The following is a 24,835-nucleotide window of genomic DNA, read 5'->3' as shown; positions in this document are numbered from 1 at the left end:
ATGTCTAAGCAGACAGCGATAGAGCAAGACGGAGTGATATTGGAAGCACTTTCGAATGCTATGTTCAAGGTTGAACTACAGAATGGTCATGTCATTACGGCTCATATCTCCGGAAAGATGAGGATGCATTATATCAAGATTCTGCCGGGGGATAAAGTCAAAGTCGAGATGTCTCCTTATGATTTGACAAAGGGGCGTATTTCTTTTAGGTACAAATAAATTAAAACCCAAGATAATGAAAGTAAGAGCATCAGTAAAGAAGCGTACTCCCGAATGCAAGATCGTCAGGAGAAAAGGACGCTTATATGTAATCAATAAGAAGAATCCCAAATACAAGCAGCGTCAGGGATAATTGTTTAATTAGCTACAAAAGACAAGCATAATATGGCAATAAGAATAGTTGGCGTTGACTTGCCACAAAACAAAAGAGGTTTTATCGCTTTGACTTATATCTATGGTATTGGTCGCAGTAGTGCTATTACCATTTTGGATAAAGCCGGAGTGGACCGTGATATCAAGGTTAAAGATTGGTCGGATGACCAAGCTGCGGCCATTCGTGATGTTATCGGTGCCGGATATAAAGTAGAGGGAGATTTGCGTTCAGAGGTGCAGTTGAATATCAAGCGCCTCATGGATATTGGCTGCTATCGTGGTATTCGCCATCGTATCGGCCTACCCCTGCGTGGTCAGAGCACAAAAAACAATGCCCGTACACGTAAGGGTAAGAAGAAGACTGTTGCTAATAAGAAGAAAGCTACTAAATAATAAAGATTGATATGGCAAAGAAAGCAGTCGCAAAAAAGAAAGTTGTGAGGGTAGAAGCAGTTGGGCAGGCCCATATCCATTCTTCCTTTAACAACATTATTATTTCCTTAGCGAACAACGAAGGTCAGGTTATCAGCTGGTCTTCAGCTGGTAAGATGGGATTCCGTTCTTCAAAGAAGAATACTCCCTATGCAGCCCAAATGGCAGCTCAGGATTGTGCCAAAGTGGCATATGATATGGGCTTGCGCAAGGTAACGGTTTACGTTAAGGGTCCGGGTAATGGTCGTGAATCGGCTATTAGAACAATTCATGGAGCGGGAATCGAGGTTATGGAGATTATTGATGTAACGCCTATGCCTCATAACGGTTGTCGTCCTCCTAAAAAGAGAAGAGTTTAAGAGAGAATATCTTCTAACATTTCGGATGTTTTATTTTGTGGAATCCGAATTCTTTCGGTGTATGGATTGCCTATAAACTATCAATCTCTCACATAGCAATCGCGGCTGTACCGGAAGCATTCTGTTCATAGAAAAGCATCTGACACAAAACAAATAATAATGGCAAGATATACAGGCCCTAAATCCAAGATCGCGCGTAAGTTTGGCGATCCTATCTTTGGTGCAGATAAAGTTCTTTCCAAGAAGAATTATCCTCCAGGTCAGCATGGCAATAACCGTCGTCGCAAGACGAGCGAGTATGGCCTCCAGCTTCGTGAAAAGCAAAAAGCGAAATATACTTATGGTGTATTGGAGAAGCAATTCCGTCATTTGTTCCATCGTGCACAGCGTGCAAAGGGTGTAACGGGTGAGTTGCTTATTCAGTTCTTGGAAGCTCGTTTGGATAATGTGGTATTCCGTTTGGGGATTGCCCCGACACGCTCTGCTGCACGCCAATTGGTTTCCCACCGTCACATTACGGTAGATGGCAGTGTTGTCAACATTCCTTCTTATTCTGTTAAGCCCGGTCAGGTGATCGGCGTTCGTGAGCGTTCTAAGTCCTTAGAGGTTATTGCTGATGCTTTGACAGGTTTCAATCACAGCAAATATCCTTGGATGGAGTGGGATCAGTCTTCATTGTCCGGCAAGCTGCTGCATATGCCGGATCGTACGGACATCCCTGAAAATATTAAAGAACAGCTGATCGTTGAATTGTATTCGAAATAATCCATAGATCCCATGGCAATATTAGCATTTCAGAAACCCGAAAATGTATTGATGATGGAGACATCGGACTCGATCGCCAAGTTCGAGTTCAAACCTTTGGAGCCCGGTTATGGCATTACCATTGGCAATGCGCTTCGTCGAATACTCTTGTCTTCGCTTGAAGGTTTTGCGATTACTGCAATCAAGATCGAAGGTGTAGAGCATGAATTTGCTACTATTCCGGGTGTATTGGAGGACGTTACTAATATTATCCTCAATCTCAAACAGGTTCGTTTTAAGCAGATTGTTCCTAATGCCGATGTAGAGAAAGCTACAATTGTTATCTCTAATTCGGAGGTGTTCCGTGCCGGTGATTTGAATGCACAGCTTTCAAACTTTGAAGTATTGAATTCGAATCTTGCCATTTGTCACCTCGATAGATCGGCTACGCTTACTATGGAGTTTTCCATAAATAAGGGGCGTGGCTATGTATCGGCAGAGGAGAATCGCGCAGAGCATAATGAGCTTTCCACGATAGCGATCGACTCGATCTATACGCCTATCCGGAATGTCAAGTATGCGGTAGAGAATTTCCGCGTAGAGCAGAAGACTGACTACGAAAAGCTCCTGATGGAAGTGACCACAGATGGCTCGATCCGTCCTGTAGATGCTCTTCGTGAAGCCGCTCAAATCTTGATATCCCACTTCTCTCTCTTTGCAGAGAATAAGATAGCGATAGAGTATGTGGATATAGCCGATACTGATGAGTTCGATGAAGACTCTCTGCACATGCGTCAGCTATTGAAGTCCAAGCTTTCAGGTCTCGACTTGTCTGTTCGTGCTCTCAATTGTCTGAATGCAGCCGGGGTAGATACATTGGGCGATTTGGTGAGTCTGTCGAGGGGCGATCTGATGAAGATTCGCAACTTCGGAAAGAAGTCTTTGACAGAGCTTGACCAACTGCTGGTTGCACTGAATTTGTCATTTGGGATGGATATCAGTAAGTATAAATTAGATAAAGACTAAGAACGATGAGACATAATAAGAAATTCAATCACTTGGGCCGTAAGGCTGCTCACCGTAAAGCAATGCTATCCAATATGGCTGCTTCGTTGATCCTGCACAAGCGCATTTTTACAACGGTAGCCAAGGCTAAGGCCTTGCGTATCTATGTGGAGCCTTTGCTGACAAAAACAAAGGAAGACACAACGCACTCTCGCCGAATTGTGTTCTCTTACTTGCAGAATAAATATGCATTGAAGGAACTCTTCGGAGATGTTGCTGCCAAGATTGCAGATCGTCCCGGTGGATATACTCGTATCTTGAAGACCGGTTATCGTCTGGGAGATAACGCTGCCATGTGTTTTATTGAGCTCGTTGACTACAATGAAAACATGCTGGGCGAAGCAACGAAAAAGGCTACTAAAACGCGCCGTTCTCGTAAGCGTAAAAGTGCAGATGCCACGGAAGCAGCTCCTGCAGTAGAAACTCCTCAAGCAGCAGAAGAATAAGTAGCTGCCTCGGATATAAATACCTTTGATAGAGGGCGAGCTAGAACAGGTGTTCTGGCTCGCCCTCTTTTTATGTCCGAAAAATGCAAACTATTTGTGCCCTTAAGAGCAAGGTGCGCAACAACAACGGTCAATCACAACGTGGATTTTTGAACTTAGTACCAGAAGAGATCAATCCGAAATCTTAAACATTCTATTCCTGCACTTTTTGCCCTCCCTTTCGAAGGGCTTTGCCTTGGCTGTTTCATCAAACTTGGAGAAATCATTTACGAAGCAAAAAACATAAACTACATTTGCTCTCATAAAGTAGCGTTTGTTTGTGCGTATCTTGTTGATAGTCATATACTAAGTCACAAAGATATTCTGCCTTGTCAAGTGTAACCCCACAATCCTAGGGTATTAACTTAGTTAGGAAAGATATTAATTGCAGTTTTCTTGCCTCGAACTGACGTAAATTATTCATTATCGAATGGATAAAGCAGAAAATGAGTTCTCTATCTCGCGTAGAGAAAAGGAACTTGCTCGAGTGCAACTCTATGAAATACAGAATTTGGGTTTTTAATCCGTCAGCCAGAACAATTTGGGGGCTTCAGTCAAAGAAGGCTGGTGAGAAATAATCTAATTAATGGATAATTCTATTGAAGTGAAATTTATGGGTAAGAACAATATAATCTCTTGCTTTCTTCGTTTTTATACTTGTAAGAATAACAATCTTGATGATATATCGTTTGGAGATGCTTCGGTGAGCAAAGAGTCAACTAATAGTATAGATAATACACCTATTACCTCTAAAACTATTCCTTATATAGAGCCTATTGGTGTTTCACAAGAATCTATTCTCAATTATCTTACTAATCAACCAGATGGGATTGCTTTTATTCATGGAAAAGCAGGATGTGGGAAAACATATCTTATCCAGCAAATCGAGACAAAGATAACAGGATGTAGAGTGTTGACTCCTACTAATCTTGCACGTAGTATGTACAAGAATGCTCAGACTTATCACTCATTTTTTTGGGGAGCATTAGATGATCTTGAAGAAGGGTATCAGAACCCAAATAATCTTTATAATGGGAAAACCATTGGAGAGCGTGCACGCAGGAACATTGAGGAGTCTAGATTACTTGTCATAGATGAAATCTCAATGGTAAGATCTGATGCTTTCGAAATGATGAATCAAATTTGCCAAATTGTAAAAAATAATGATAAAGCCTTTGGAGGGATTCCAGTAGTTGTAGTTGGTGATTTATTTCAACTCCCTCCAGTTGTTGATGATAAGGCTGTATTAGAATATCTTGAACAAGAGTATGGGGGGATATATTTCTTCCACAGTCATGTCATGAGAGAAAATCTTCATCAGATTAAACTTTTTGAACTTACAAAGTCGTTTCGTCAAAAAAATGATCCTATGTATGTAGAGGTTCTAGATGCATTTAGAAAACCTATGTCCCCAGAGGTAAAGATCGACGTTTTGTCGACTATTAATTCTCGTGTAGTAGAAGATGTGCCTGAAGACATAATTACGATTGCTTCTTCCAATGAAGAAGTCAGAGGAATTAATAGGGCTAGATTGGACAACTTGGACGGTGAAGTGAAAAAGTCAGTTGCTCAACTTTCTGTTTTAACTCTTGATAGAAAGGCATATGTTGATTTTTATTTTGATCAGTTGAATGAAATAGAATTTATTAAGCCGGTTGAGATGCCTTCTCAGTATGAGCCAATTTTCGAGTATAAAGAGGGGGCAAGAGTAATGATTACGACTTCTAATAAAAAATCTGGTTACTCTAATGGAGACTTTGGGGTTATCAATAAGATTCTTGAAGATAAAGTTTCTATTACTTTGGATAACAATTTGGGTACAATTATTCTTCCCGAGTTCCCAAATCAAGTTGTTCACTATAGGTACGAAATGGAATATGACAAAAGATCTCATAAGCTTAGAAGGATTACCCCCTATATACAGAAGACAAAGCAGTTCCCTCTTAAATTAGCCTATGCTTTTACAATCCATAAATCACAAGGACAAACCTATGATGCTGTTGTTTTAGATCTAACTAGTCATATTTTCGCGCCAGGTCAGCTTTATGTTGCATTAAGCAGGGTAAAAACGTTGAGTGGCCTATATTTAACTAAGCCTGTAACCTACAGTGATATTATTTCTGACGAAAGTATCTTTGATTTCTTATATCAGCTGAGGATGCAAAATTTTTGCTCATATGAGAAGCAACCCCAAGAAGTGTATATAAAGAAGAAGGCTATTGCCCAACTTAAAGTAATACAAACACTAATTGAAGAAAAAGAGCATGATAAAGCTATATGTCGAAATATGATTCATATACTAAAGGGGTATTTTCATTTATATGAAGCAGATGCTTATTCATATGCAAAAGAAGAACTGCTTAAACTAATCGACCTTTTAGAGAGTGTATATGATACCACTAGCTTTCATAAAACTCGAATAGAGCTTAATGAAGCACCTTTCAGCGCTGCTGCCTGCAACAAAGCATTAGATCAACTCTTTAAAATATATCAAGATATTGTAACAGGTTCCCAGAAGAATAAGTATGTAAGTGCAAATCGTTTTTTATCTTCTACTTCTATTTAGATCGCTAACAAACGTCAGTTCGGTCTAAGCGCAAATAAGGAAGTTGAATTTTCTGTTGATTTCAATATTGAGTTCAGGCTTTTGTACTCATACAAGATAGTTCTTTTGTCTCATTATATGGCCTGAATCGTGAGTATCTACATGTAAAAATTCTGTGAGGATTTATTTCAAACATCCTCAATATTGACAAATCTCCAATGACCGTCAATAGAAAAAACAGAGCCTGACGACCAATCGGGCGAATATAACAGGAGGGCCGGAAAGCGATAATACACAGGCTGCCTTCCGACCCTCCATCCCAACATATATAATTACAAATCGACTGCCCAGAGTTCGGCAAATGCCTGCTGATAGTCGCGTTCGGCTTCCATTGCTCGGCTGACCGTATCATAGTAGAGTCCGATTTCCACGATGTAGTCCAGCAGAGAGATCTTTCCCGTATCCAATGCTTTCTTGAGTAAGTCGGCATTGTCCGATGTGGTCAGCAACTTGCGATAACCCTCTGCCGTTGCCTTGAGGCCGACAGCACGGTCATACAGGAGCTGGAGCCCGCTGTATAGCTGCTGCCGAGTGTCCGCCTCACGCATTTCGGCTGCTCTCGCCGAGGCCTTGGCTTGTCTGATGCGGTTTTTATTTTCCCACAAAGGCACAGAGACGCCTAAGGATACACCCTGAAACCTTTCGCCGCCTACTTTCTCACTTACATAGCCGGCAGAGAATGTCGGCAGACCTGTCGCACGACTCAACGCGACCTGCTGTTTGCTTGCCAAGATCTCTTCGCGGGCGTATGCCAGCTGTGGATTCTTTTCTGCTACCCCGTCAAACCATGCAGCAAAATCCTGTGGTAAGATAACCTCCGGATAGCGGCTTTCGTCGAATACGATCTCTATTCCTCCGTTCAGTCGCTTGAGCCGGACGAGCAGTGCGTTTCGCTCCACCTCCACACGGGATATTTCGCCCTGTACGGCCGCGAGGTTCAGCTTCACCTTGTTGTATTCCAGCTGATTGGTGTCGCCGGCTTTCAGGCGAGCTTCGTATCCTTCGGCAATGGTGCGGGCATGTCGGAGCCGACGAGCCAGTTCGAGCAAAAGGGCATTGTTGTATATCAATTCGATACAGCATGTCTTGGCCTCCAGCAGGATGTTCATCCGATCCGTTTTGTACTGCCAGTCCAAGAGTTTGTCCTGCATCTTGGCTGCACGGCTCTTCATGCCCGTGATGGTAGGGATGTCGAAGCTCTGCGTAATGCTGAAGTCCGTCCGATTGCCGATTTCCGCAGGGTTTCCCCAGAGGTAGCCGACCTCCACTTCCGGATTGGACAAGAATATTCCGGTGCGGTTGTTCAGTTTTTCTGCCTCTGTGCTCTCCCGAAGAGCTTTCAGCGTCGTATTGTTCTCTTCGATGGCACGCAGTACATCGCTCATGCCTTTTTGTGCCCAAAGGGGAGTAGTCGCCAAAATGGCCAATATGCTTATGAAGATTGCTTTCATTCTTTTTCCGTCTTTCTTATTCGATTGTAACTTGTCGATTTCGGAACGTCCTTTCTCTATAGCTTTTATTCGTCAGCAGATACATAATCGGCACGATAAAACCATTGAGAATGGTGGAGGAAAACAATCCCCCGAGTATCACTTTAGCCATCGGACTCTGGATCTCGTTGCCCGGCAGTTCGCCACCAAGAGCCAATGGTATAAGGGCTAGTCCGGAAGTGAGCGCCGTCATCAGGATCGGATTCAGACGATCCAGCGAACCGCGCATGACGCTTTCGTATGGAGAAAGGCCTGCTTGCTGCAAATCGTTGTAGCGCGAAATGAGCAACATGCCGTTGCGCGTAGCTATCCCAAACAGCGATATGAAGCCGATGATGGCCGGAATGCTGATGATCCCCCCCGTGAAGAAAATCGTGAGTACGCCGCCGATCAGAGCCAAAGGCAGATTGAGAAGGCTGACGGCCGACTGAGTAAGGTTGCGAAACTGGTTGAAAAGCAAGAGGAAGATCACCAGAATGGAAAATATCGAAGTAATGAGCAGCGTACGCGATGCGGCCTGCTCACTCTCGAACTGCCCCCCGTACTCGATATGATAACCTTCGGGAAGTGAGATGTCGGCATCGATCCTTTCCTGAATATCATTGACGACACTGCGCAGATCCCGTCCGGCCACGTTGGTCGAAACGACTATTTTGCGGGAAACGTTCTCGCGGTTGATCGTGTTCGGACCCGATGCCGACACCACGTCGGCCACATAAGCGAAGGGAATCTTCCGTCCGCCTGCATCTATGATGAGATCGTGGATGCGGTCAGCAGTCTCTCGACTCTCGTCGTTCACCTTCAAGGTGAGGTCAAACGAACGATTGCCTTCGTATACCTGCGAAACGACTTCTCCGGCAAGCATCACATCCACTATCTCGGCGAATCCTGCCGGCGTGAGTCCGTACTTGGCCAGCATCTCGCGCTTCGGTACGATCTTGAGTTGGGGGCGTTCCACCTGCTGTTCCACGTTGAGATCCGCTACTCCCTTCACATCGTGGACGGAAGCCTTGATCTGATTGCCGATTGCAAAGAGCCGGTTCAGATCGGGCCCAAATAGCTTGATGGCAATGTTGGCGCGCGTACCCGATAGCATGGCATCTATACGATGCGAAATGGGCTGACCTATTTCGATATTCACACCCGGTAGCACTTTCAGCTTCTCGCGAATGTCGGCCAGGACTTCGTCTTTGGAGCGATCCTTGAGGACAAACGGCACTTCTATCTCCGACACATTGACGCCCAGTGCGTGCTCGTCCAGCTCGGCACGTCCGGTCTTGCGTCCCGTAGTCTGTACTTCGGGCACAGAGAGCAGGATCTCCTCTGCCATACGCCCCATCCTGTCGCTCTCCTCCAGCGAGATGCCGGGGAGTGTGCTTACGTTGATGGTGAACGATCCTTCGTTGAAGGCAGGCAGGAAGCTACGTCCGAGCGTGAAGAAGGTGACGAGCGTAGCTACCAGCACGCCACCGGTCGCAAGCAATACCTTTTTCGTATTGGCGAGAGCGCGACGAAGAGCTTGCTCGTACCAACCTTTCAACTTCTTGGCCACTATGGGTTCCTTTTCGGGTGCATCCTCTTTCTTCCCCTTGGCGAGCAGATAGCTGCAGAGCACGGGCGTAAGCGTAAGTGCCACGAAGGTAGATGCCACAAGTGCGATGATGAAAGCTATCCCAAGCGGAGCCAGCATACGCCCCTCCATGCCGGAGAGGAAAAACAGCGGTACGAAGCTGGCGATAATGATGAAAGTAGAGTTCAGGATCGGCATACGTACCTCTTTCGAGGCCTCGAATATGACATTGAGCACCGTATCCCGCTCTTCGCGAGGCTTCAGGCGGTTTTCGCGCAGGCGTTTGAATACATTCTCCACATCCACGATGGCATCGTCCACGAGCGAACCGATGGCAATGGCCATACCTCCGAGACTCATCGTATTGATGGTAAGCCCCATCAGCTTGAGAGCCAAAAAGGACGTCACCAGCGAAAGCGGAATGGTCACCAGCGAAATGATCGTGGCACGAGCATTCATCAGGAAAATGAATAATACGATCACAACGAATATGCCGCCCTCGTAAAGTGCTTTTTTTACGTTGCCGATGGAGCTTTCGATGAAACGTTCCTGACGGAAAATATCCGTGCTCACTTTGACATCGGAGGGGAGAGCCTGTTGCAAATCGACGAGCGATTTGTCCAGCCTCTCGGTCAGCTCCAGGGTACTCGTTGCCGGCTGCTTGGTAATGGTCACAAGCACGGCAGACCGCCCCCGCTCGGAAGCAAGACCTAACTTGGGAGCCTTATTGCCTACGGTCACCTCCGCTACGCTTTCGAGCATTACGGGAATGTCGTCGATGCTTTTCACCAGCGTCTGTCCCAATGCAGCGGCGTCGTTCGTGGAGAGGAGTCCGCGAAGGATATATTCGTTGCCGTATTCATACAGCACACCTCCCGAGGCATTGCGGTTCATTTGCCCGACAGCTGCGCGTACTTCGGCCAGAGTGATGCCGTAGTGCTTCATCTTTTCGGGGTTCAACAGTATCTGATACTCCTTGATGTCGCCGCCGAGTACCGTCACCTGAGCCACACCTCCGATCGAGAGCAAGCGCGGGCGGATCGTCCAGTCGGCCAATGTGCGCAGCTCCTGGAGCGATGTGCTGTCGGACGTAAGGCCGATAATCAGCACCTCGCCCAGAATGGAGGATTGCGGACCGAGCGTAGGATTGCCCACATTGTCCGGCAGATCGGCACCGACCACGGCCAGCTTTTCGGACACGATCTGACGGGCACGGTAGATATCCGTGCCCCAGTTGAATTCCACCCACACGATAGAGAAGCCCGTCGTGGACGAAGAGCGCACGCGACGCACATCGGTAGCACCATTGACGGCCGTCTCCACGGGGAAGGTTACCAGGCGTTCCACCTCTTCGGGGGCCATGCCGGGTGCCTCCGTCATTACTACGACGGTGGGGGCATTCAAATCGGGGAATACATCCACCTCCATATTGGAGGCTGTATAGGTACCGGCCAACATCAGTAGTATGGATGCCACCAGAATGGTCAGCCGGTTGTTCAGAGAGAACCGAATGATCTTGTTCAGCATGATCTACTGTCCTCTCTCATTAATGGGTATGACCTTCGGGCATTACGGACGAGATGGCTGCCAACTTCACCTGGTACACTCCGTGGGTGACAACGCTGTCTCCGGCTTTCAGTCCGGACAGGATTTGTACCCGACGGCCATTGCTCTGCCCGAGCCTAACCTCTTGTTTCTGATACCCCTCTTCGTCCAACCGCAGGTATACGAAGTGCAGCCCTTGCTCCTCGGTAATGGCCGACACCGGGACGGAGAGGACCTCTTCCTGTACATTGGAGAGCAGGTACACGGTAACGAAAGAGCCGGGTACCACATCGCCCACATTGTCGAATTCGAATGTGACAGGGATGTAGGAGGACTGCGTGGATGCCCGCCCGAAGGAGAGGAGCTTTCCGTTCAGATCGGACAGTTCGTAGAGTTTGTTGTCGTACGAGGTTTGGAAGTTGGCACTGCTGACATTGCCCACATTTTTGAAATGTTTTTCCGAAACCTCCGCGCGCAGCTGCAGGCGGCGGTTCTGCGATATGGTGGCGATGGGTTGGCCTACGGACACGTATTCGCCCTGATTCACCATGCGGTTTTTGATATATCCGCTCATGGGAGCCGTCACCCTGATCCCTCCCGCTCCGGTTCCGGATGCCTGGGCTTCGTATATGGTCTTGGCAGTCTGATAGTCTCTGCATGCCTGCTCGTACTCTTTGTTCGAGATTATTTGGTCTTTCACCAGTTTTTCGGCTCGCTGGTGTTCTTTTTTGGCGGATTCGTAGGCGATCCTCGCTTTGGTCACGGGATCACCATCCGGCAGATTCTTGGCAGAAATGCTGACGATACACTCTCCTGCCCGAACGGAAGCACCCTCCGTAACGGCCGAGCTGACGAATGAAACGATGCCGTTGGCTGTGGCTACCACGGTGGCCTCATCGCCTTGTGCGGACAGGATCTGCCCGCTTGTTTTGATCACGTAGTTGAAGGTTGAGGGAGCCACTTTCTCGACCTGCAATCCTGCCGCTTCAGCCTGCCAGCATGTGAAGTGGATCTCGTTGGCGGATGCCGATTTTTTCCCTGCTTTATCCTCATCATGGTCATGATCATGGTCCTCTTCCCCGTCATGGTCGTGGTCATGGTCGTGACCGGCCGGATGTTCGTGTTGGAGCTCTGTCCCCGCCTGTGTGGCTGCATTGCTCGAATCGCATGCCGTAAGGATTGCGGCAGCGACGATATATAATAGTGACAAATAGTATGGTTTCATCTTTATGTTTGTTTTCCTGTTGCTGTAAAACTTTTGACACGATAAGGAGCACAATCGTCTTGGTCTCATAGCCCTTCGGGACAGAGAGGAAGATGTTCGCCGGGCAATCGGTTTGTTCTTTTCGAAATAGAAAAACCACGAGGATGATCATCCTTCACGATCTTCGTCTCTTGTCCCGAAAAAGGCACGAACATGGCTCCTAAAAACACGGTCTGAGAAAAGTTTTTTTCTCGAACCGGAAGGAAAAATTCTACGCTCGTAAACGAAAATTTTTTGGCTCGTGTTTTTGAATTTTTCCGAACCGCGATCCGATGATTTTTGGCTCGTATTTGCTTGGAGGATCTCCCTTGTCCGAAGTGGATTGCGTGTTTGCTTAGCCCAAAGCGAGAGGAGAATACATGTAGTATGGGACGTACACGATCGCCTCAGAGCCTGAAAGCAGACAGCATGAGGACTGCTCTATGACAGCCTCAAAAGAAAGAAGCTATGGGACTAATGGGAAAGATCCTTCTGCTGTGCCCAAGAGAAGCACAAGCAGTTTTAGGAAAAGATGAAAGGAGGGGCTCGCAAGCCATGTGATGGTCTTGCTTCGGAAGGGGTATAAAAGACCAGGTATTCCCCATATTCGGGATCGGCCGAATGGTCGTCGACCGGATGTAGCAATAGATCGGCTACGGCAAAGAGAATAGGATATAGATGGATATGATGCGGATCGTGACATTCGTCGCACAGAGAAGATCTGCTCTTGATCCGAAGTTCGGAAGCGGACAGGTAGAAGGTTTTGGCTACGCAAGTCGGTTCGCTATGCGTGTGCTCGCTACCCGAGAGGGCGTCATCGTGACAATGCTTTGCCATGAGACATGCCATTCCTCTGTCGTGATGATGATGGGGGATAATCCCGATGATCAGCACGACAAGGGAGGCCAAGCCTACGAAGAATATGGATAGCTTCTTTCTCACGAGTGATACGATTTCGGAACAAAAATAAGGTTTTATTCTTGTATTAACAGATTTTTTGCCGATTTTCGCCCTAATCGCGTACTTGCCTGAACGCAGTACCCAGGTTGTCGATAATATCCGACGCTATCAGGCTCTCCTGACTATAACGTCCGGCATAGATATCTCCGGCCAAGCCGTGGATATAATTGCCGAGGACGCAGGCCGAAGCGGGAAGATAGCCCGATCCCAATAGGCCGGTAATGATTCCCATGAGCACATCGCCGCTTCCGCCCGTGGCCATGCCGGGGTTGCCCGTATTGTTGAATACGACCATCCCTCCGGGCATACAGGTGGCACTGAATGCTCCTTTCAGAACTACATAGACATGATGATGGCAGGCGAGGAATCGGGCTTGGCGCAGGCGTTCGTAGTCCGTATTGCAGTGGGTGGTTAGTCGCTCGAGCTCTCGTGAGTGCGGCGTAAGGATGCTGTTGATGGGCAGGCGATCGAGCCAACCGCGATTCTCGGCAATGATATTCAAGGCATCGGCATCGATCACCAACGGGCCGTTAGGAGCGGAAAGCATCTTTTCGACCAAACGGACGGTAGCTTCTGCCCGTCCCAAACCGGGCCCGATGCCTACCGCCTGAAAGACCAGCGGGGAGGAATAATCACAGACAATACCCACTCTTTCGTCGGCATGCACCATAGCCTCCGGCACAGCGGTCTGCATGACGCTCTCTCCACAGGCGGGGATATGAGTGGTCAGCAAGCCGATACCGCTTCGGAGACAGGCCTTTGCTGCCAGACAAGCCGCGCCCATCTTGCCTCTGCTTCCGGCGATGAGGAGCGCGTGTCCGAACGTCCCTTTGTGCGCAAAGCGCGGACGCTGCCGGATGATACCGGATATATCGAAATCGGTATTGAGGAAATACTCTGTCTTGATCGTTTGCTTCCCCTCGATGCTCAGCCCGATGTTCAGGACTTTCCACTTGCCCACATAGTCGGCGTTTTCGGAGAAGAGGAAGGATAGTTTGGGATATTCGAACGTAAGGGTGTGTGTGGCTCTGATGACAGCATTCGGATTGTTGCCGAAGTTGTCCTCCTCGAACAGTCCCGAGGGAATGTCTATCGATACGATCTCGGTACCGGATTGGTTGAGGAACTCCACCACCTTGGCAAATCCACCTTGCAGAGGCCGATTCAGCCCTACGCCGAAGAGCCCGTCTACTACCACGGTCTGAGCAGAAAGCTCCGGTGGGGTGAAGTTGTCCACCACTTCGGTCAGCCTGATGCCCGCAGTCTCCAGCAGACGTATCCTGCTCTCGTTGCATTCGGGAGAGAGGGCTCCGCTGACATTGAAGAGGAAGACATCCACCGAATAGCCGTTTTCGTTCAGAATACGGGCTGCACACAGAGCATCCGCTCCGTTATTGCCGGGGCCGGCGAATACCACTACCCGACGCTGCTGGGTGTAGAGACGTTCGAATTCGTACACCCATGTGGCGGCAGCTCGCTCGACCAAATCGATCGAGGATATAGGCTCGTTCTCTATCGTGTAGCGGTCGAGTTCCTTGATGCGTGCTCCGGTGAATATCCCGATCATGGCCTCACTCCATGGTTCCGCGGACGATACCGCGCTTGGATGATTTGATAAAGTCTAATATCAGTTGCTTCTCGTGACAATCGGCATACTCCTGTTGGATAATGTCGATCGCATCGGAGTTGTTCAGACCTCTTTGGTAAAGTGTCCGATATACATCATTGATCAGGAAAATCTGCTCGTTGGTGAAATTCCGGCGGCGCAGACCTACGATGTTGATTCCGCAGTACACGAGCGGATCCCGTCCCACCAATACGTACGGAGGGATGTCTTTCGAAAGGCGGGAGCCGCCTTGGATCATCACATGCTGAGAGATACGTACGAACTGATGCACCAATACGCCTCCACTGATGATGGCATGGTCGTCTATTTCTACTTCGCCGGCTATCTGCGTAGCGTTGCCGATGATAATATGGTCGCCCAATACGCAGTCGTGGGCTATATGGCTATAGGCCATCAGCAGACAGTGGCTGCCCACTATGGTAGTGCCACGAGAGGCGGTGCCTCTATTGACGGTAGCACATTCGCGTACGGTGGTATAATCGCCCAGGATGGCAGTGGAGTCTTCTCCTTGGAACTTCAGATCTTGCGGTACTCCTCCGATCACTGCATTTGGATGGATCTCACAGCCTTTACCGAGTGTCGATCCGTAACGAACTACGGCATGAGGATGCAAAATGGAACCATCGCCGATCTTCGCTCCGGCCTCTACAACGGCAAAAGGGCCTATCTCAACGCCTACTCCTATCTCGGCATGTGAATCTACACACGCCAACGGACTGATTTTAGTCTCTGACATCATTCTTTATTCTGGATTATCTGTGCCATAAATTCAGCTTCGCAGGCTAACTGCTCTCCTACGAAAGCTAAGCCGCGCATATTGGCCACTCCTCTGCGTATCTCGGAAATCATTCTGAGCTTGAATACCAAGGTGTCACCCGGTACCACTTTGCGACGGAATTTCACTTTGTCGATCATCAGGAAGTAAGTGGAGTAGCTCGAAGGTTCGGCCAGGGTATTGAGTACCAAGAGTCCTCCTACCTGCGCCATTGCCTCTACTTGCAGGACTCCCGGCATCACAGGCTCGCCGGGGAAGTGACCGGGGAAGAATGGTTCGTTGCCGGAAACGCTCTTTACCCCGACGATGTAATCCGGCCCTACTTCGATGATCTTATCGACCAACAGGAACGGATAGCGGTGGGGTAGAAGCTCTTTGATCCGGTTGATATCCATGATCGGCTCTTTGTTCGGATTGTAGACAGGAGCCTGTGCTTCGTTCTGTTTGATTTCTTTGCGAATCAGACGCGCCATCTTGTTGTTGATGCTGTGACCCGGACAGGTAGCAATGATACGTCCACGCATATATTTCCCGATCAAAGCCAGATCGCCCAATACATCGAGGAGCTTGTGGCGTGCCGGTTCATTGTCGTAGATCAGAGGCTTGTTGTTGATGTATCCCAATTCATTGACCTGCTTCCGCTCTACGCCCATCATATCGCTGAGAGCATCGAGGCGGTCTTGCGCCAACGGCTCGTCGTAGATGACTAGGGCGTTGTCCAAGTCGCCGCCTTTGATCAGATTGGCTTCCAGCAGCATCTCTACCTCCCGAACGAAAACGAAGGTGCGAGCACCTGCGATCTGCTCTTCGAAATCCGACAAAGTTTCCAAAGAGGCGAATTGATTGCTAAGCACTTTGCTGGGGAAAGCAATGTGTACATCTACCGTAAATTCGTCATCCGGCAGCAGGATCAGCTTGGAGTTACTTTCCGGATCGGACACCTCCATGCGTTTTTTCACTATATAATACTCGCGTGGTGCTTCCTGTTCCACCAAGCCGACACGCTTGATTTCGCTCACATAGGGTTCCGCGCTGCCATCCAAGATGGGAAATTCGGGTGCATCCACCTCGATCAAGCAGTTGTCTACGCCCAAGGCATAGAGAGCTGCCATGGCATGTTCTATCGTGCTGACGGATACTTCGCCCTTTTTCAGCACCGTACCACGACGAGTGCTGTGCACATTGTCTGCGATGGCGTCTATAACGGGCTGTCCCTCCAGATCGATACGCTTGATTTTATATCCGGATTCCTCCGGAGCAGGACAGAAAGTAATATGAATATCCAGTCCGGTGTGTAGGCCTTTGCCTTGCAGGCTGAACTTGTCTTTCAGTGTTTGTTGCTTTTGCATATTTCTTTTAGTTCTGATATTTCTTTTTCCAATTGCTCGATGCGGCGACTCATGTCAGGAAGTTTGGGGAGGATAACTGATGCGCGGAGCATATCCCGAACCGGCATGCCGGGCGAACCGAGAAGCGTGGAACCGGACTTGACGTTGCTCAACAAACCGGTCTGCCCTCCTAAGCTGACCCTGTCTCCCACCTTGATGTGGCCGGACAAACCTACCTGTCCTCCGAACTGGCACCATTCCCCCACATGGGACGAACCGGCCATGCCGACTTGAGCAGCAAAAACCGTATGACTTCCGACAGAGCAGTTGTGAGCAATCTGTACAAGATTGTCCAGCTTTACTCCGCGATGTATGATGGTCGAGTCCATCACAGCCCTGTCGATACAAGTGTTGGCACCGATTTCGACATCATCCTCAATAATAACGTTCCCCAGTTGCGGAATCTTGCTGTAGCCATCGGCACTCGGTGCAAAACCGAATCCGTCCGCTCCGATAACGGCTCCCGAATGAATCACGCAACGCGAACCGATGGAGCAGCCATCATATACTGTCGCATGGGGATAGAGGATCGTCCCCTCTCCAACAGACACACCGCTACCGACATAAACATGCGGATACAAGCTACAGCTGACACCCAGCGATGCTCCCTCCGATACGTAGGCAAAAGCTCCTACATAGCAATCCTCCGGCAGTGTCACCGATGGATGGACGAAAGCCGTGGAGTCGACTCCCTTTCTTTTAGGCTTCATGCTGTCCACCAACTGCATCAGCTGTGCCAATGCGGCATAGGCATTGGGTACTCGTATCAGGGTCGTCTTTACCGATTCGCGTGGCTCGAAGTCCTGATTGACGAGTACTGCATCGGATTGGGTGTCGTACAAATAGTGTTCGTACTTGGCATTGGCCAAAAACGAAAGACAGCCGCTACGACCCTCCTCTATCTTGGCAAAGTCGCGCAGTCGCACCTCAGGATTGCCCTCCACAAAACCGTGGAGGTAGTCAGCTATCTGTTGGGCTGTAAATTCCATGTGACGGGGTTAATTAAGGTACAATGGATCTCAAAACATTTATTCCTTTAGAGTCTATACGACTCTCTTACGTTTAACAGAAGCCCGATGGATCAGATTAGGCCTTTCGCCCGAAGAGCAATCTCCATCTGACGCTGCATGGCAGCTGCTTCTCCGGCAGCTTTAGCGGCGAACCCCTCCGTATTATCCGCGTAGATAATACTGCGCGAAGCATTGACAAGCAAACCGCACTGAGCGTTCATGCCGTACTCGGCCACGTCTTCCAGACTGCCGCCCTGTGCTCCCACGCCCGGGACAAGCAAGAAAGCGTCCGGCACGATCTCGCGAATATCTTTCAGCATGGAAGCCTGCGTAGCCCCCACCACATACATCAGCTGACCGGCATTGTCCCACGTCCGGCTGATACGAATAACGCGTTTGAAAAGGTATTCTCCATCGGCATCGCGCATCATCTGAAAGTCCTGCGAGCCTTTGTTCGAGGTCAGAGCGAGAAGCACCGTGAACTTGCCTGCATAGCTCAGGAAAGGGCCGATGCTATCCTCTCCCATATAAGGAGAAACGGTGAGGGCATCCACCTTGAGATGCTCGAAAAACGAACGGGCATACATATCGCTCGTATTGCCGATATCTCCGCGCTTGGCATCTGCTATGATAAACTGGTCGGGGTATTGCTCCCGAATGTATTCGATCGTTTTTTCAAAAGAATAGGCTCCGAAGCTGCCCATACTCTCGTAGAAAGCCATATTGGGCTTGAAAGCCACACAATACTCGGCCGTAGCATCGATGATGGCTTTGTTGAAAACCAAAATAGGATCATCTTCATTCAACAAATGTGGCGGTATTTTCTTTACATCGGTATCCAACCCGACACAGAGAAACGAGCGTTTCCGGCAAATCCGGTCAAAAAGTTCTTTCGTTGTCATCGTCTATTTACTTGTATTATAAGGCGGCTTCTTTCATCCGCTCAACGTTTTCTGCTATTATCAAGGCATCGATAAAAGGCTGTACCTCACCGTCCATCACTGCCGACAGATTGTAGACCGTCATATTGATGCGGTGATCCGTCACTCGTCCTTGCGGATAGTTGTAGGTACGAATCTTGGCCGAACGGTCGCCGGTCGATACCATCGTCTTGCGTCGGGCTGCAATAGCTTCGTTATGCTTGGACAGCTCTATGTCGTAGAGTTTGGTGCGCAGCATCTGCATAGCCAGCTCGCGGTTGGCTATCTGCGAACGAGCCTGCTGGCAAACCACCACCATACCCGTAGGCTTGTGCGTAAGCTGCACCTTGGTCTCCACCTTGTTTACATTCTGACCTCCTGCTCCGCCCGAACGGGACGTTTGCATCTCGATGTCTGCCGGGTTGATCTCCACGTCCACCTCTTCGGCTTCGGGCAAGACTGCCACGGTAGCTGCCGAAGTATGTATGCGCCCCTGCGTCTCAGTCGCGGGTACGCGCTGGACGCGGTGCACTCCGCTCTCATATTTCAGGATACCGTACACTCCTTCCCCCTTGACCGAGAAGACGATCTCCTTGTAACCACCCGTGGCTCCTTCGCTCAGGTCGGTGACCTCCACCTGCCAGCCTTTGGTCTCGCAATACTTGACGTACATGCGGTAGAGGTCGCCGGCAAAAAGCGCAGCCTCATCGCCCCCCGTTCCACCGCGAATTTCCACGATGGCATTCTTCTCATCCTCCGGATTGGCCGGAATGAGCAGCATCTTGATCTCCTCCTCCAGGATGGGCAAGCGTTCGTTAGCCTCGGCCAGCATCTCGCGAGCCATCTCGCGCAGCTCCTCGTCGCTCTCTTTGGCTATGGTATGCTTGGCTTCTTCGATATTGGCGAGCAGATTGCGATAGTCGTGCCCGGCCGTATGGATCTTCTCCAGATCGCGATACTCTTTGCTCAACTTCGTAAAACGCTTCATGTCAGCGATTACGGCCGGATCCGTGATAAGCGTGGAAATCTCTTCGAAACGGCTCTCCAAGCCATCCAGTCGGTCTAATAGTTTATTCTCTGACATACGGGTGTATCGGGGTGGAGGTGTTTAGTATCGGATCTCTCCATAGGGCGTTTGGAGGATCAATTCGTTGGCCGGAGCCTCTTCCACACGACCGACGATACGCGCCGGAATGCCGAAGCTCTCGGATATTTCGATCACGCGTGAGGCATTCTCTTCAGTCAGATACACTTCGAGACGATGTCCCATGTTGAATACCTTGTACATCTCCGCCCATTCGGTCTGGCTTTCGCGCTGTATCAGCTCGAACAGGGGTGGAGTCGGGAAGAGGTTGTCCTTGACCACGCGCTTATTCTTGACGAAGTGCATCACCTTGGTCTGTGCACCGCCGGAGCAGTGTACCATGCCATGAATGCGGCGACTCATCTCGTCCAGTATGGCCTTGACCACAGGGGCGTAGGTACGTGTGGGCGAGAGCACGAGCTTGCCTGCGTCCAATCCCAATCCGGCTATGGCGTCGGTCAGTTTCATGCTGCCGCTATAAACCAAATCGTCCGGCACCGAGGGATCGAAACTCTCCGGGTACTTCTCTGCCAGATAGTGGGCAAAAACGTCGTGGCGAGCCGAAGTCAGTCCGTTGCTCCCCATACCGCCGTTGTACTGCTCCTCGTAGGAGGCTTGCCCGAATGAGGCTAACCCGACGATAACGTCGCCGGCCTTGATACGGGCACTGTCTATCACATCCGATCGCTTCATCCGGCAAGTCACCGTACTGTCTACGATGATAGTCCTGACCAGATCGCCCACATCAGCCGTTTCCCCTCCCGTGGCATAGGCGTTCACACCCATGCGACGCAGATCGGCCAGAAGCTCTTCCGTGCCGTTGATGATAGCCGATACTACTTCGCCCGGTATCAATCGTTTGTTCCGGCCGATGGTCGAGGACACAAGTATATTGTCCACGGCACCGACACACAGCAGATCGTCTATATTCATGATCAGCGCATCCTGTGCTATTCCTTTCCATACGGAGAGGTCTCCCGTCTCCCGCCAATAAACGTATGCAAGTGAGCTTTTGGTGCCGGCTCCATCTGCATGCATGATATTGCAATAGTCGGGATCACCCCCGAGAATATCCGGAATAATCTTGCAGAATGCCTGAGGGAAAATACCCTTGTCCACATTCTTGATGGCGGCATGCACGTCCTCTTTCGAGGCCGACACTCCGCGCAGGTTATAGCGTTCGTTAGACATATAGCTGCTTCGTCTTTGTTTTCTTGTTTTAGCGCAAGCGCAGTATATCGCCCTCTTGGGGTATATATTCGCCGTCCTTATCGTTGAGCTTGTAGAGGTTCTTCATCCGAATGCCATAGCGTTGGGAGATACTGTGCATCGAATCACCCACTCGCACTACGTGCTGTGTATGCTTGGAGATGGAGCGTGCGTGCTTTTTCTCCAGATAGATCACATCGCCCTTTTCGATCGGGAAATCCACGGGAGCATCGTTGTATTTGGCCAGTTTGGAGACTCTCATGTCGAACTCTTCGGCCAGAGAATCGAAGGTATCGCCCTGCTTGGCTATGATGTAGAGCAGTCCGTAGCTGAAGTAAGCATCGTGCTTGAGTCCGCTCTGCTTTTGCTTGCTCGTTTGATGGGATTTTTTGTTGGTCCCGGGATAAGACTTGTGGAACCACGAGGGGTACTTCTCGCGATCCAAAGCATATAGCTCGTACAGCTCCACCATCTTGATCAGCAGATTGGCATAGCCCCGATTGGTGGCATAACCACAGCGTTGCAACCCCGTAGCCCAGCCCCGATAGTCTTCCCTGTCGAGTTTGAACAGGGGACGATAGCGTGGTTGGAGCAGAAAACGGGAATGATCTTCATACGATTCGCGAGCGGCCGAATAGCTGCGGAAGCATTCGTTCGGCGCATCGTCGGTACGATAAGTACGCTTGCCCGTCCACGATTTGTGGCATTTGATCCCGAAGTGATTGTTGTGTACGCTGGCCAGCGTACTGGCTCCGGCTCCGGTCTCCACCAAAGCCTGTGCTATGGTGATGCTTGCCGGTATATTGTAGCGGCTCATCTGCCGGATGGCCTCATCGGCGTACTGCTTCACGTAAGCCTCGTATGTGCGGTTCCGGCTCTGAGCCAGCCCGACGGCTGTCCCGAAGAAAAAGAGAACCGAAACGAATAGGATCTGCCAAATGTTTACTCTCATCTGTCTGAAATAGTTGCAACAGAACAACGTTAGCTACAAAAGTACAAATAAATTGCACTCTATCAGGGAGATTGTGCCATGGCAACGGGGCAACCACATCTTGAACGACCTCTAACCCATGTTTTCCATCGGATTTAAGGCGGAAAACGCCGTCTGCTTGCTCGCAGATTCCTCCAAAAGAAAATCCGACAAGTTCCAAGAAATGGCTATTGTGAAGAAGCGACGGAGTGTTGTCATAAAGGGCAAATTACTGCGTTGCTTGCGACATTCGGCTTCAGTCGCCTACGCTCCTGCCTCTCTATCAGCTCCAGTGCTTTGTCCTTTATGCATTCTTACGCATCTAAAAGGGGACTGTGCCAAAACGAATTTTGACACAGCCCCCTTGCGATCGGAGGTACGGGGAAATCCGTACTCTTAGTTGGTCTTCATTAGGCGTTCCAGACGGAGCAGCTGGTAGTCGTAGAAGGAGCGGTCGGCAGCGTTGCCGGTGGCCTTACGATTGCGGTAGATGGTCTGCACGCGCTTGAGCTGTTGCAGCAGGAGGGGTGCAATCACTTCACTCGGAGCCGGCTTGGAGAAGACCGTAAGACGGAAGAATGAATTGACTCCCTCTTCCGTTGCGTGGTGACCGCTGCAACCGAGGGCACACGGGAGGTTGTCCTCGCTGAGCTTGTGCGACAGGGCGTCCAGCTCTTCGGACAGACGGCGTGCCGTGTTCTTGCTTTCCGTGGAGAGACCGCTATAGGCTGACATGAGGTCGATGGCCAGGTTCTGAATAGAACGGTCGGCATCGGTCAGATTGCCCTTTACGTTGAAGATGGCATCGATCAGCTCGTTGGCATAATCCGTGAGCTTGTACACTCCCGGTTGTCCGGACTGCTCTGCTTCGTATATGCGTCCTATACTGCCCGGATTGAAGAGTGCTGCCACCATGGCCTTGCCCAAGAGGTCGGTCATCGTAGAGTTCTGTTCCACCTTGTGGAGGAAAGCTGGTTCGGCCAGCCATTGGCGGTAGGTACGAGCCTGATTGAGGAGCCAATCCATGGCTTTGCGTTGCTTGTCTTTGGTGATGAAACGACGGGAAAGTGTATTCTCTTCGCCCTGACGGATTTCGAAGTGCTCCACACCTCCGATATAAGGCATGATATGACCTACGTGGCGGTAGTATTGGAACATGAGCTGTTCGTGCATGTCGCGCAGGTCATCGTAGCGAGCATCCTTTTCGAGGAGCCATTTGTCCATGTTCTTGGCGATAATCTTCAGGTTGCTGATGGACATGTCGCCGGCGCGGAAGTGATCGTTGCCGAGGTCCTCGGTCTGGTCTGTGGGGTCAATGGTGTAGGGGAACTGCTGTGCACCGAAGGTAAACATGGGATCGTCTTTCTTCTCGGCGATCCAAGCGTTCAGCGTCGGCTTTTCCTCTTCTGCGGTTTTGGCTCCGGGCACGAGACGATAAGCCCAGTTGATGGCATGAATGTCGTACACACCGAGGATGGGAGGCGTCAGACGTACACCGCGCTCCAAGTCACCGGGCTGCGCCACGAAGTTGTTGCGGGCATAGTCCATGATACTCGGCGTAGTACCGTATTTCTGCGTGAACTTCGGATCGCGCAGGTTCTCGATGGTGAAGGAGTAGCTGGCACCCATGTTGTGCATCAGACCGATGGTATGACCGATCTCGTGAGCCGCCACATAGCGGAGCGATTCGCGCATCACATCATCGTCGAATACAGCCTTGCGAACGCGCGGATCCACGGCCCCGGTCTGTACGAAGCGCCAGTTGTGGACGAGGGAGAGCACATTGTGGTACCAGATCACATCCGCACAGATAATCTCGCCACTTCGGGGGTCTACGAAGCTCGGGCCCATGGCGTTGGCCGTGGCCGTAGTGGCATATTTGAAACAGCTGAAGCGAATGTCGTCCGGATCGAAATCGGGGTTTTCCGCCTTCGTGGGATAGTCCTTGGCGATGATGGCATTCTTGAATCCGGCTGCTTCGAAAGCCGTACGCCAGTCCTCGATAGCCTGCTTGATCGTAGCGCGCCATTTGTCGGGGAAGACGGAGTCCACGTAGAAAACGATAGGCTTCACAGGCTCCACCAGTTCGCCGCGCATATAGGCTGCACTGTCCTTGGGCTGGAGATCCCAGCGGTGGATCAGCTTGTATGACTCCACTTTGTCCTTGTCTGTCGTGAAGTATTGGCGGTGAGAATTGAAAAATCCCACACGATTGTCCTGCAAACGCATACGCATCGGTTTCTCCGGGAGGAGCAGGATGGAGCGTTGCATGATCAGGGTGTATGGCTCGGAATAGGGCTGAGTCTTGTAGGTGAGCATACTCTTGATCTCCACGTTTCGGGGGAAGCTCTTGACTTCCGTTACGATGCTGGCCGTCGGGTCGAGCATACCCTTGATTACATTGACATTTTGCATCGTGGGTGGCAGGATCGTCAGAGGCGTAATGCTCTTTTCATCTTCGCGGAAAAATTTGGTTACGTCGATCAGCACCTTGCCGTCTTTCGTATCCACGATGGGGAATGCTTTGAGGACGGGGTCGAAGAAGTTCTTCTTGAACGAGGGGACGATAGGATCGTCTTCTCTGACCACGGCACCCACCTGAGGCGTGTGGAGATAGACGTTGATACTGTCACGTGAGAATTTGATCAGGAAGGGAGACGTGCTCATCTGTCCGGCCACGGCTTCGCGCGTATTGCTCGTAGCAGCCACACGGCTGCTGAGGAGATACTCCCGACGGAATGCGGAGTCGGGCATGGCAAACAGGATCTCATTCTTCTTCGTGAAGTAAACGGTGAAAGGGCCTTCGCTCTTTTTTGCACCGGCTACGGTCTGATCGAATTTGGATTTCTGAGCCGGAGCTTCCGTTGCGGGCTTCTTTTTCTTCGAGCGAAAGAAGTAATCGCTCTGCGCTTCAGCCTTGAAAACGGGCAGGATGCAGGCAACAGCCATGCACGCAGTAAAGATTCTTTTGTTCATGCTTGA

At 50.0% G+C, this 24,835-nt stretch carries 21 protein-coding genes; 8 read left to right on the top strand and 13 right to left on the bottom strand.

Annotated elements, in window-relative coordinates:
• The 8 genes from infA to HQ49_RS04430 all read left to right on the top strand — a co-directional run bounded on the left by infA (position 1) and on the right by HQ49_RS04430 (position 6,023).
• The gene (gene infA, locus HQ49_RS04465) at positions 1 to 219 is read left to right on the top strand and encodes a translation initiation factor IF-1 (protein WP_004583577.1); all 219 of its coding nucleotides are present in this window, start codon (positions 1 to 3) and stop codon (positions 217 to 219) included.
• A 16-nt stretch (positions 220 to 235) separates the two neighbouring features.
• Complete coding sequence (gene ykgO, locus HQ49_RS04460) at positions 236 to 352, top strand: type B 50S ribosomal protein L36 (protein ID WP_004583576.1); 117 nt, start codon at positions 236 to 238, stop codon at positions 350 to 352.
• A gap of 32 nt (positions 353 to 384) precedes the next feature.
• Positions 385 to 765, top strand: a complete 381-nt coding sequence (rpsM, locus tag HQ49_RS04455) for a 30S ribosomal protein S13 (protein ID WP_004583575.1) — start codon at positions 385 to 387, stop codon at positions 763 to 765.
• Positions 766 to 776: 11 nt separating this feature from the next.
• Positions 777 to 1,163 carry a 30S ribosomal protein S11 gene (gene rpsK / locus HQ49_RS04450; RefSeq protein WP_018964727.1) on the top strand — a complete coding sequence of 129 codons (387 nt, stop codon included), beginning with the start codon at positions 777 to 779 and terminating at the stop codon, positions 1,161 to 1,163.
• A 159-nt stretch (positions 1,164 to 1,322) separates the two neighbouring features.
• Positions 1,323 to 1,928 carry a 30S ribosomal protein S4 gene (gene rpsD, locus HQ49_RS04445; protein WP_004583573.1) on the top strand — a complete coding sequence of 202 codons (606 nt, stop codon included), beginning with the start codon at positions 1,323 to 1,325 and terminating at the stop codon, positions 1,926 to 1,928.
• A gap of 12 nt (positions 1,929 to 1,940) precedes the next feature.
• Entirely contained in the window at positions 1,941 to 2,933 is a 993-nt protein-coding gene (locus HQ49_RS04440; protein ID WP_018964728.1) for a DNA-directed RNA polymerase subunit alpha, read from the top strand.
• A gap of 5 nt (positions 2,934 to 2,938) precedes the next feature.
• Entirely contained in the window at positions 2,939 to 3,418 is a 480-nt protein-coding gene (gene rplQ / locus HQ49_RS04435) for a 50S ribosomal protein L17 (RefSeq protein ID WP_018964729.1), read from the top strand.
• Between the two features lie 625 nt (positions 3,419 to 4,043).
• A complete protein-coding gene (locus tag HQ49_RS04430) occupies positions 4,044 to 6,023 on the top strand; it encodes an ATP-dependent DNA helicase (protein WP_080734087.1) in 1,980 nt (659 codons plus the stop codon).
• 311 nt (positions 6,024 to 6,334) lie between these two features.
• On the opposite strand, the gene HQ49_RS04425 is transcribed toward HQ49_RS04430, so the two are convergent.
• From HQ49_RS04425 to HQ49_RS04365, 13 genes are all read right to left on the bottom strand, one after another.
• Positions 6,335 to 7,513 (bottom strand): TolC family protein, encoded by a 1,179-nt coding sequence (locus HQ49_RS04425; RefSeq protein WP_039418664.1) that lies wholly within the window; start codon positions 7,511 to 7,513, stop codon positions 6,335 to 6,337.
• 16 nt (positions 7,514 to 7,529) lie between these two features.
• On the bottom strand, positions 7,530 to 10,649 hold the full coding sequence (locus tag HQ49_RS04420) for an efflux RND transporter permease subunit (RefSeq protein WP_039418663.1): 3,120 nt from the start codon (positions 10,647 to 10,649) through the stop codon (positions 7,530 to 7,532).
• 19 nt (positions 10,650 to 10,668) lie between these two features.
• Complete coding sequence (locus tag HQ49_RS04415) at positions 10,669 to 11,892, bottom strand: efflux RND transporter periplasmic adaptor subunit (RefSeq protein ID WP_039418662.1); 1,224 nt, start codon at positions 11,890 to 11,892, stop codon at positions 10,669 to 10,671.
• 540 nt (positions 11,893 to 12,432) lie between these two features.
• Complete coding sequence (locus HQ49_RS04410; protein WP_039418660.1) at positions 12,433 to 12,852, bottom strand: DUF6769 family protein; 420 nt, start codon at positions 12,850 to 12,852, stop codon at positions 12,433 to 12,435.
• Between the two features lie 70 nt (positions 12,853 to 12,922).
• Positions 12,923 to 14,437 (bottom strand): NAD(P)H-hydrate dehydratase, encoded by a 1,515-nt coding sequence (locus tag HQ49_RS04405; RefSeq protein ID WP_039418659.1) that lies wholly within the window; start codon positions 14,435 to 14,437, stop codon positions 12,923 to 12,925.
• A gap of 4 nt (positions 14,438 to 14,441) precedes the next feature.
• Entirely contained in the window at positions 14,442 to 15,236 is a 795-nt protein-coding gene (gene lpxA / locus HQ49_RS04400) for an acyl-ACP--UDP-N-acetylglucosamine O-acyltransferase (protein WP_235317894.1), read from the bottom strand.
• Positions 15,233 to 16,621, bottom strand: coding sequence for a bifunctional UDP-3-O-[3-hydroxymyristoyl] N-acetylglucosamine deacetylase/3-hydroxyacyl-ACP dehydratase (locus HQ49_RS04395; RefSeq protein WP_039418658.1), 1,389 nt, complete (start codon positions 16,619 to 16,621; stop codon positions 15,233 to 15,235). The genes lpxA and HQ49_RS04395 overlap by 4 nt, the downstream gene beginning before the upstream one ends.
• Entirely contained in the window at positions 16,600 to 17,649 is a 1,050-nt protein-coding gene (lpxD, locus tag HQ49_RS04390; RefSeq protein WP_039418656.1) for a UDP-3-O-(3-hydroxymyristoyl)glucosamine N-acyltransferase, read from the bottom strand. Before lpxD ends, HQ49_RS04395 begins: the two co-directional genes overlap by 22 nt.
• 92 nt (positions 17,650 to 17,741) lie before the next feature.
• Positions 17,742 to 18,572, bottom strand: a complete 831-nt coding sequence (gene pyrF / locus HQ49_RS04385; protein WP_039418654.1) for an orotidine-5'-phosphate decarboxylase — start codon at positions 18,570 to 18,572, stop codon at positions 17,742 to 17,744.
• Between the two features lie 16 nt (positions 18,573 to 18,588).
• Positions 18,589 to 19,674, bottom strand: a complete 1,086-nt coding sequence (prfA, locus tag HQ49_RS04380; protein WP_039418652.1) for a peptide chain release factor 1 — start codon at positions 19,672 to 19,674, stop codon at positions 18,589 to 18,591.
• A gap of 24 nt (positions 19,675 to 19,698) precedes the next feature.
• Complete coding sequence (locus tag HQ49_RS04375) at positions 19,699 to 20,865, bottom strand: AIR synthase related protein (protein WP_039418650.1); 1,167 nt, start codon at positions 20,863 to 20,865, stop codon at positions 19,699 to 19,701.
• A gap of 28 nt (positions 20,866 to 20,893) precedes the next feature.
• Entirely contained in the window at positions 20,894 to 21,835 is a 942-nt protein-coding gene (locus tag HQ49_RS04370) for a glucosaminidase domain-containing protein (protein ID WP_039418648.1), read from the bottom strand.
• Between the two features lie 414 nt (positions 21,836 to 22,249).
• A complete protein-coding gene (locus HQ49_RS04365) occupies positions 22,250 to 24,802 on the bottom strand; it encodes a zinc-dependent metalloprotease (RefSeq protein ID WP_039418646.1) in 2,553 nt (850 codons plus the stop codon).
• Between the last annotated feature and the right edge of the window lie 33 nt (positions 24,803 to 24,835).

Source organism: Porphyromonas gulae (assembly GCF_000765945.1).
Classification (GTDB): Bacteria; Bacteroidota; Bacteroidia; order Bacteroidales; family Porphyromonadaceae; genus Porphyromonas; species Porphyromonas gulae.
This window is presented reverse-complemented; position numbering and strand designations above follow the sequence as displayed.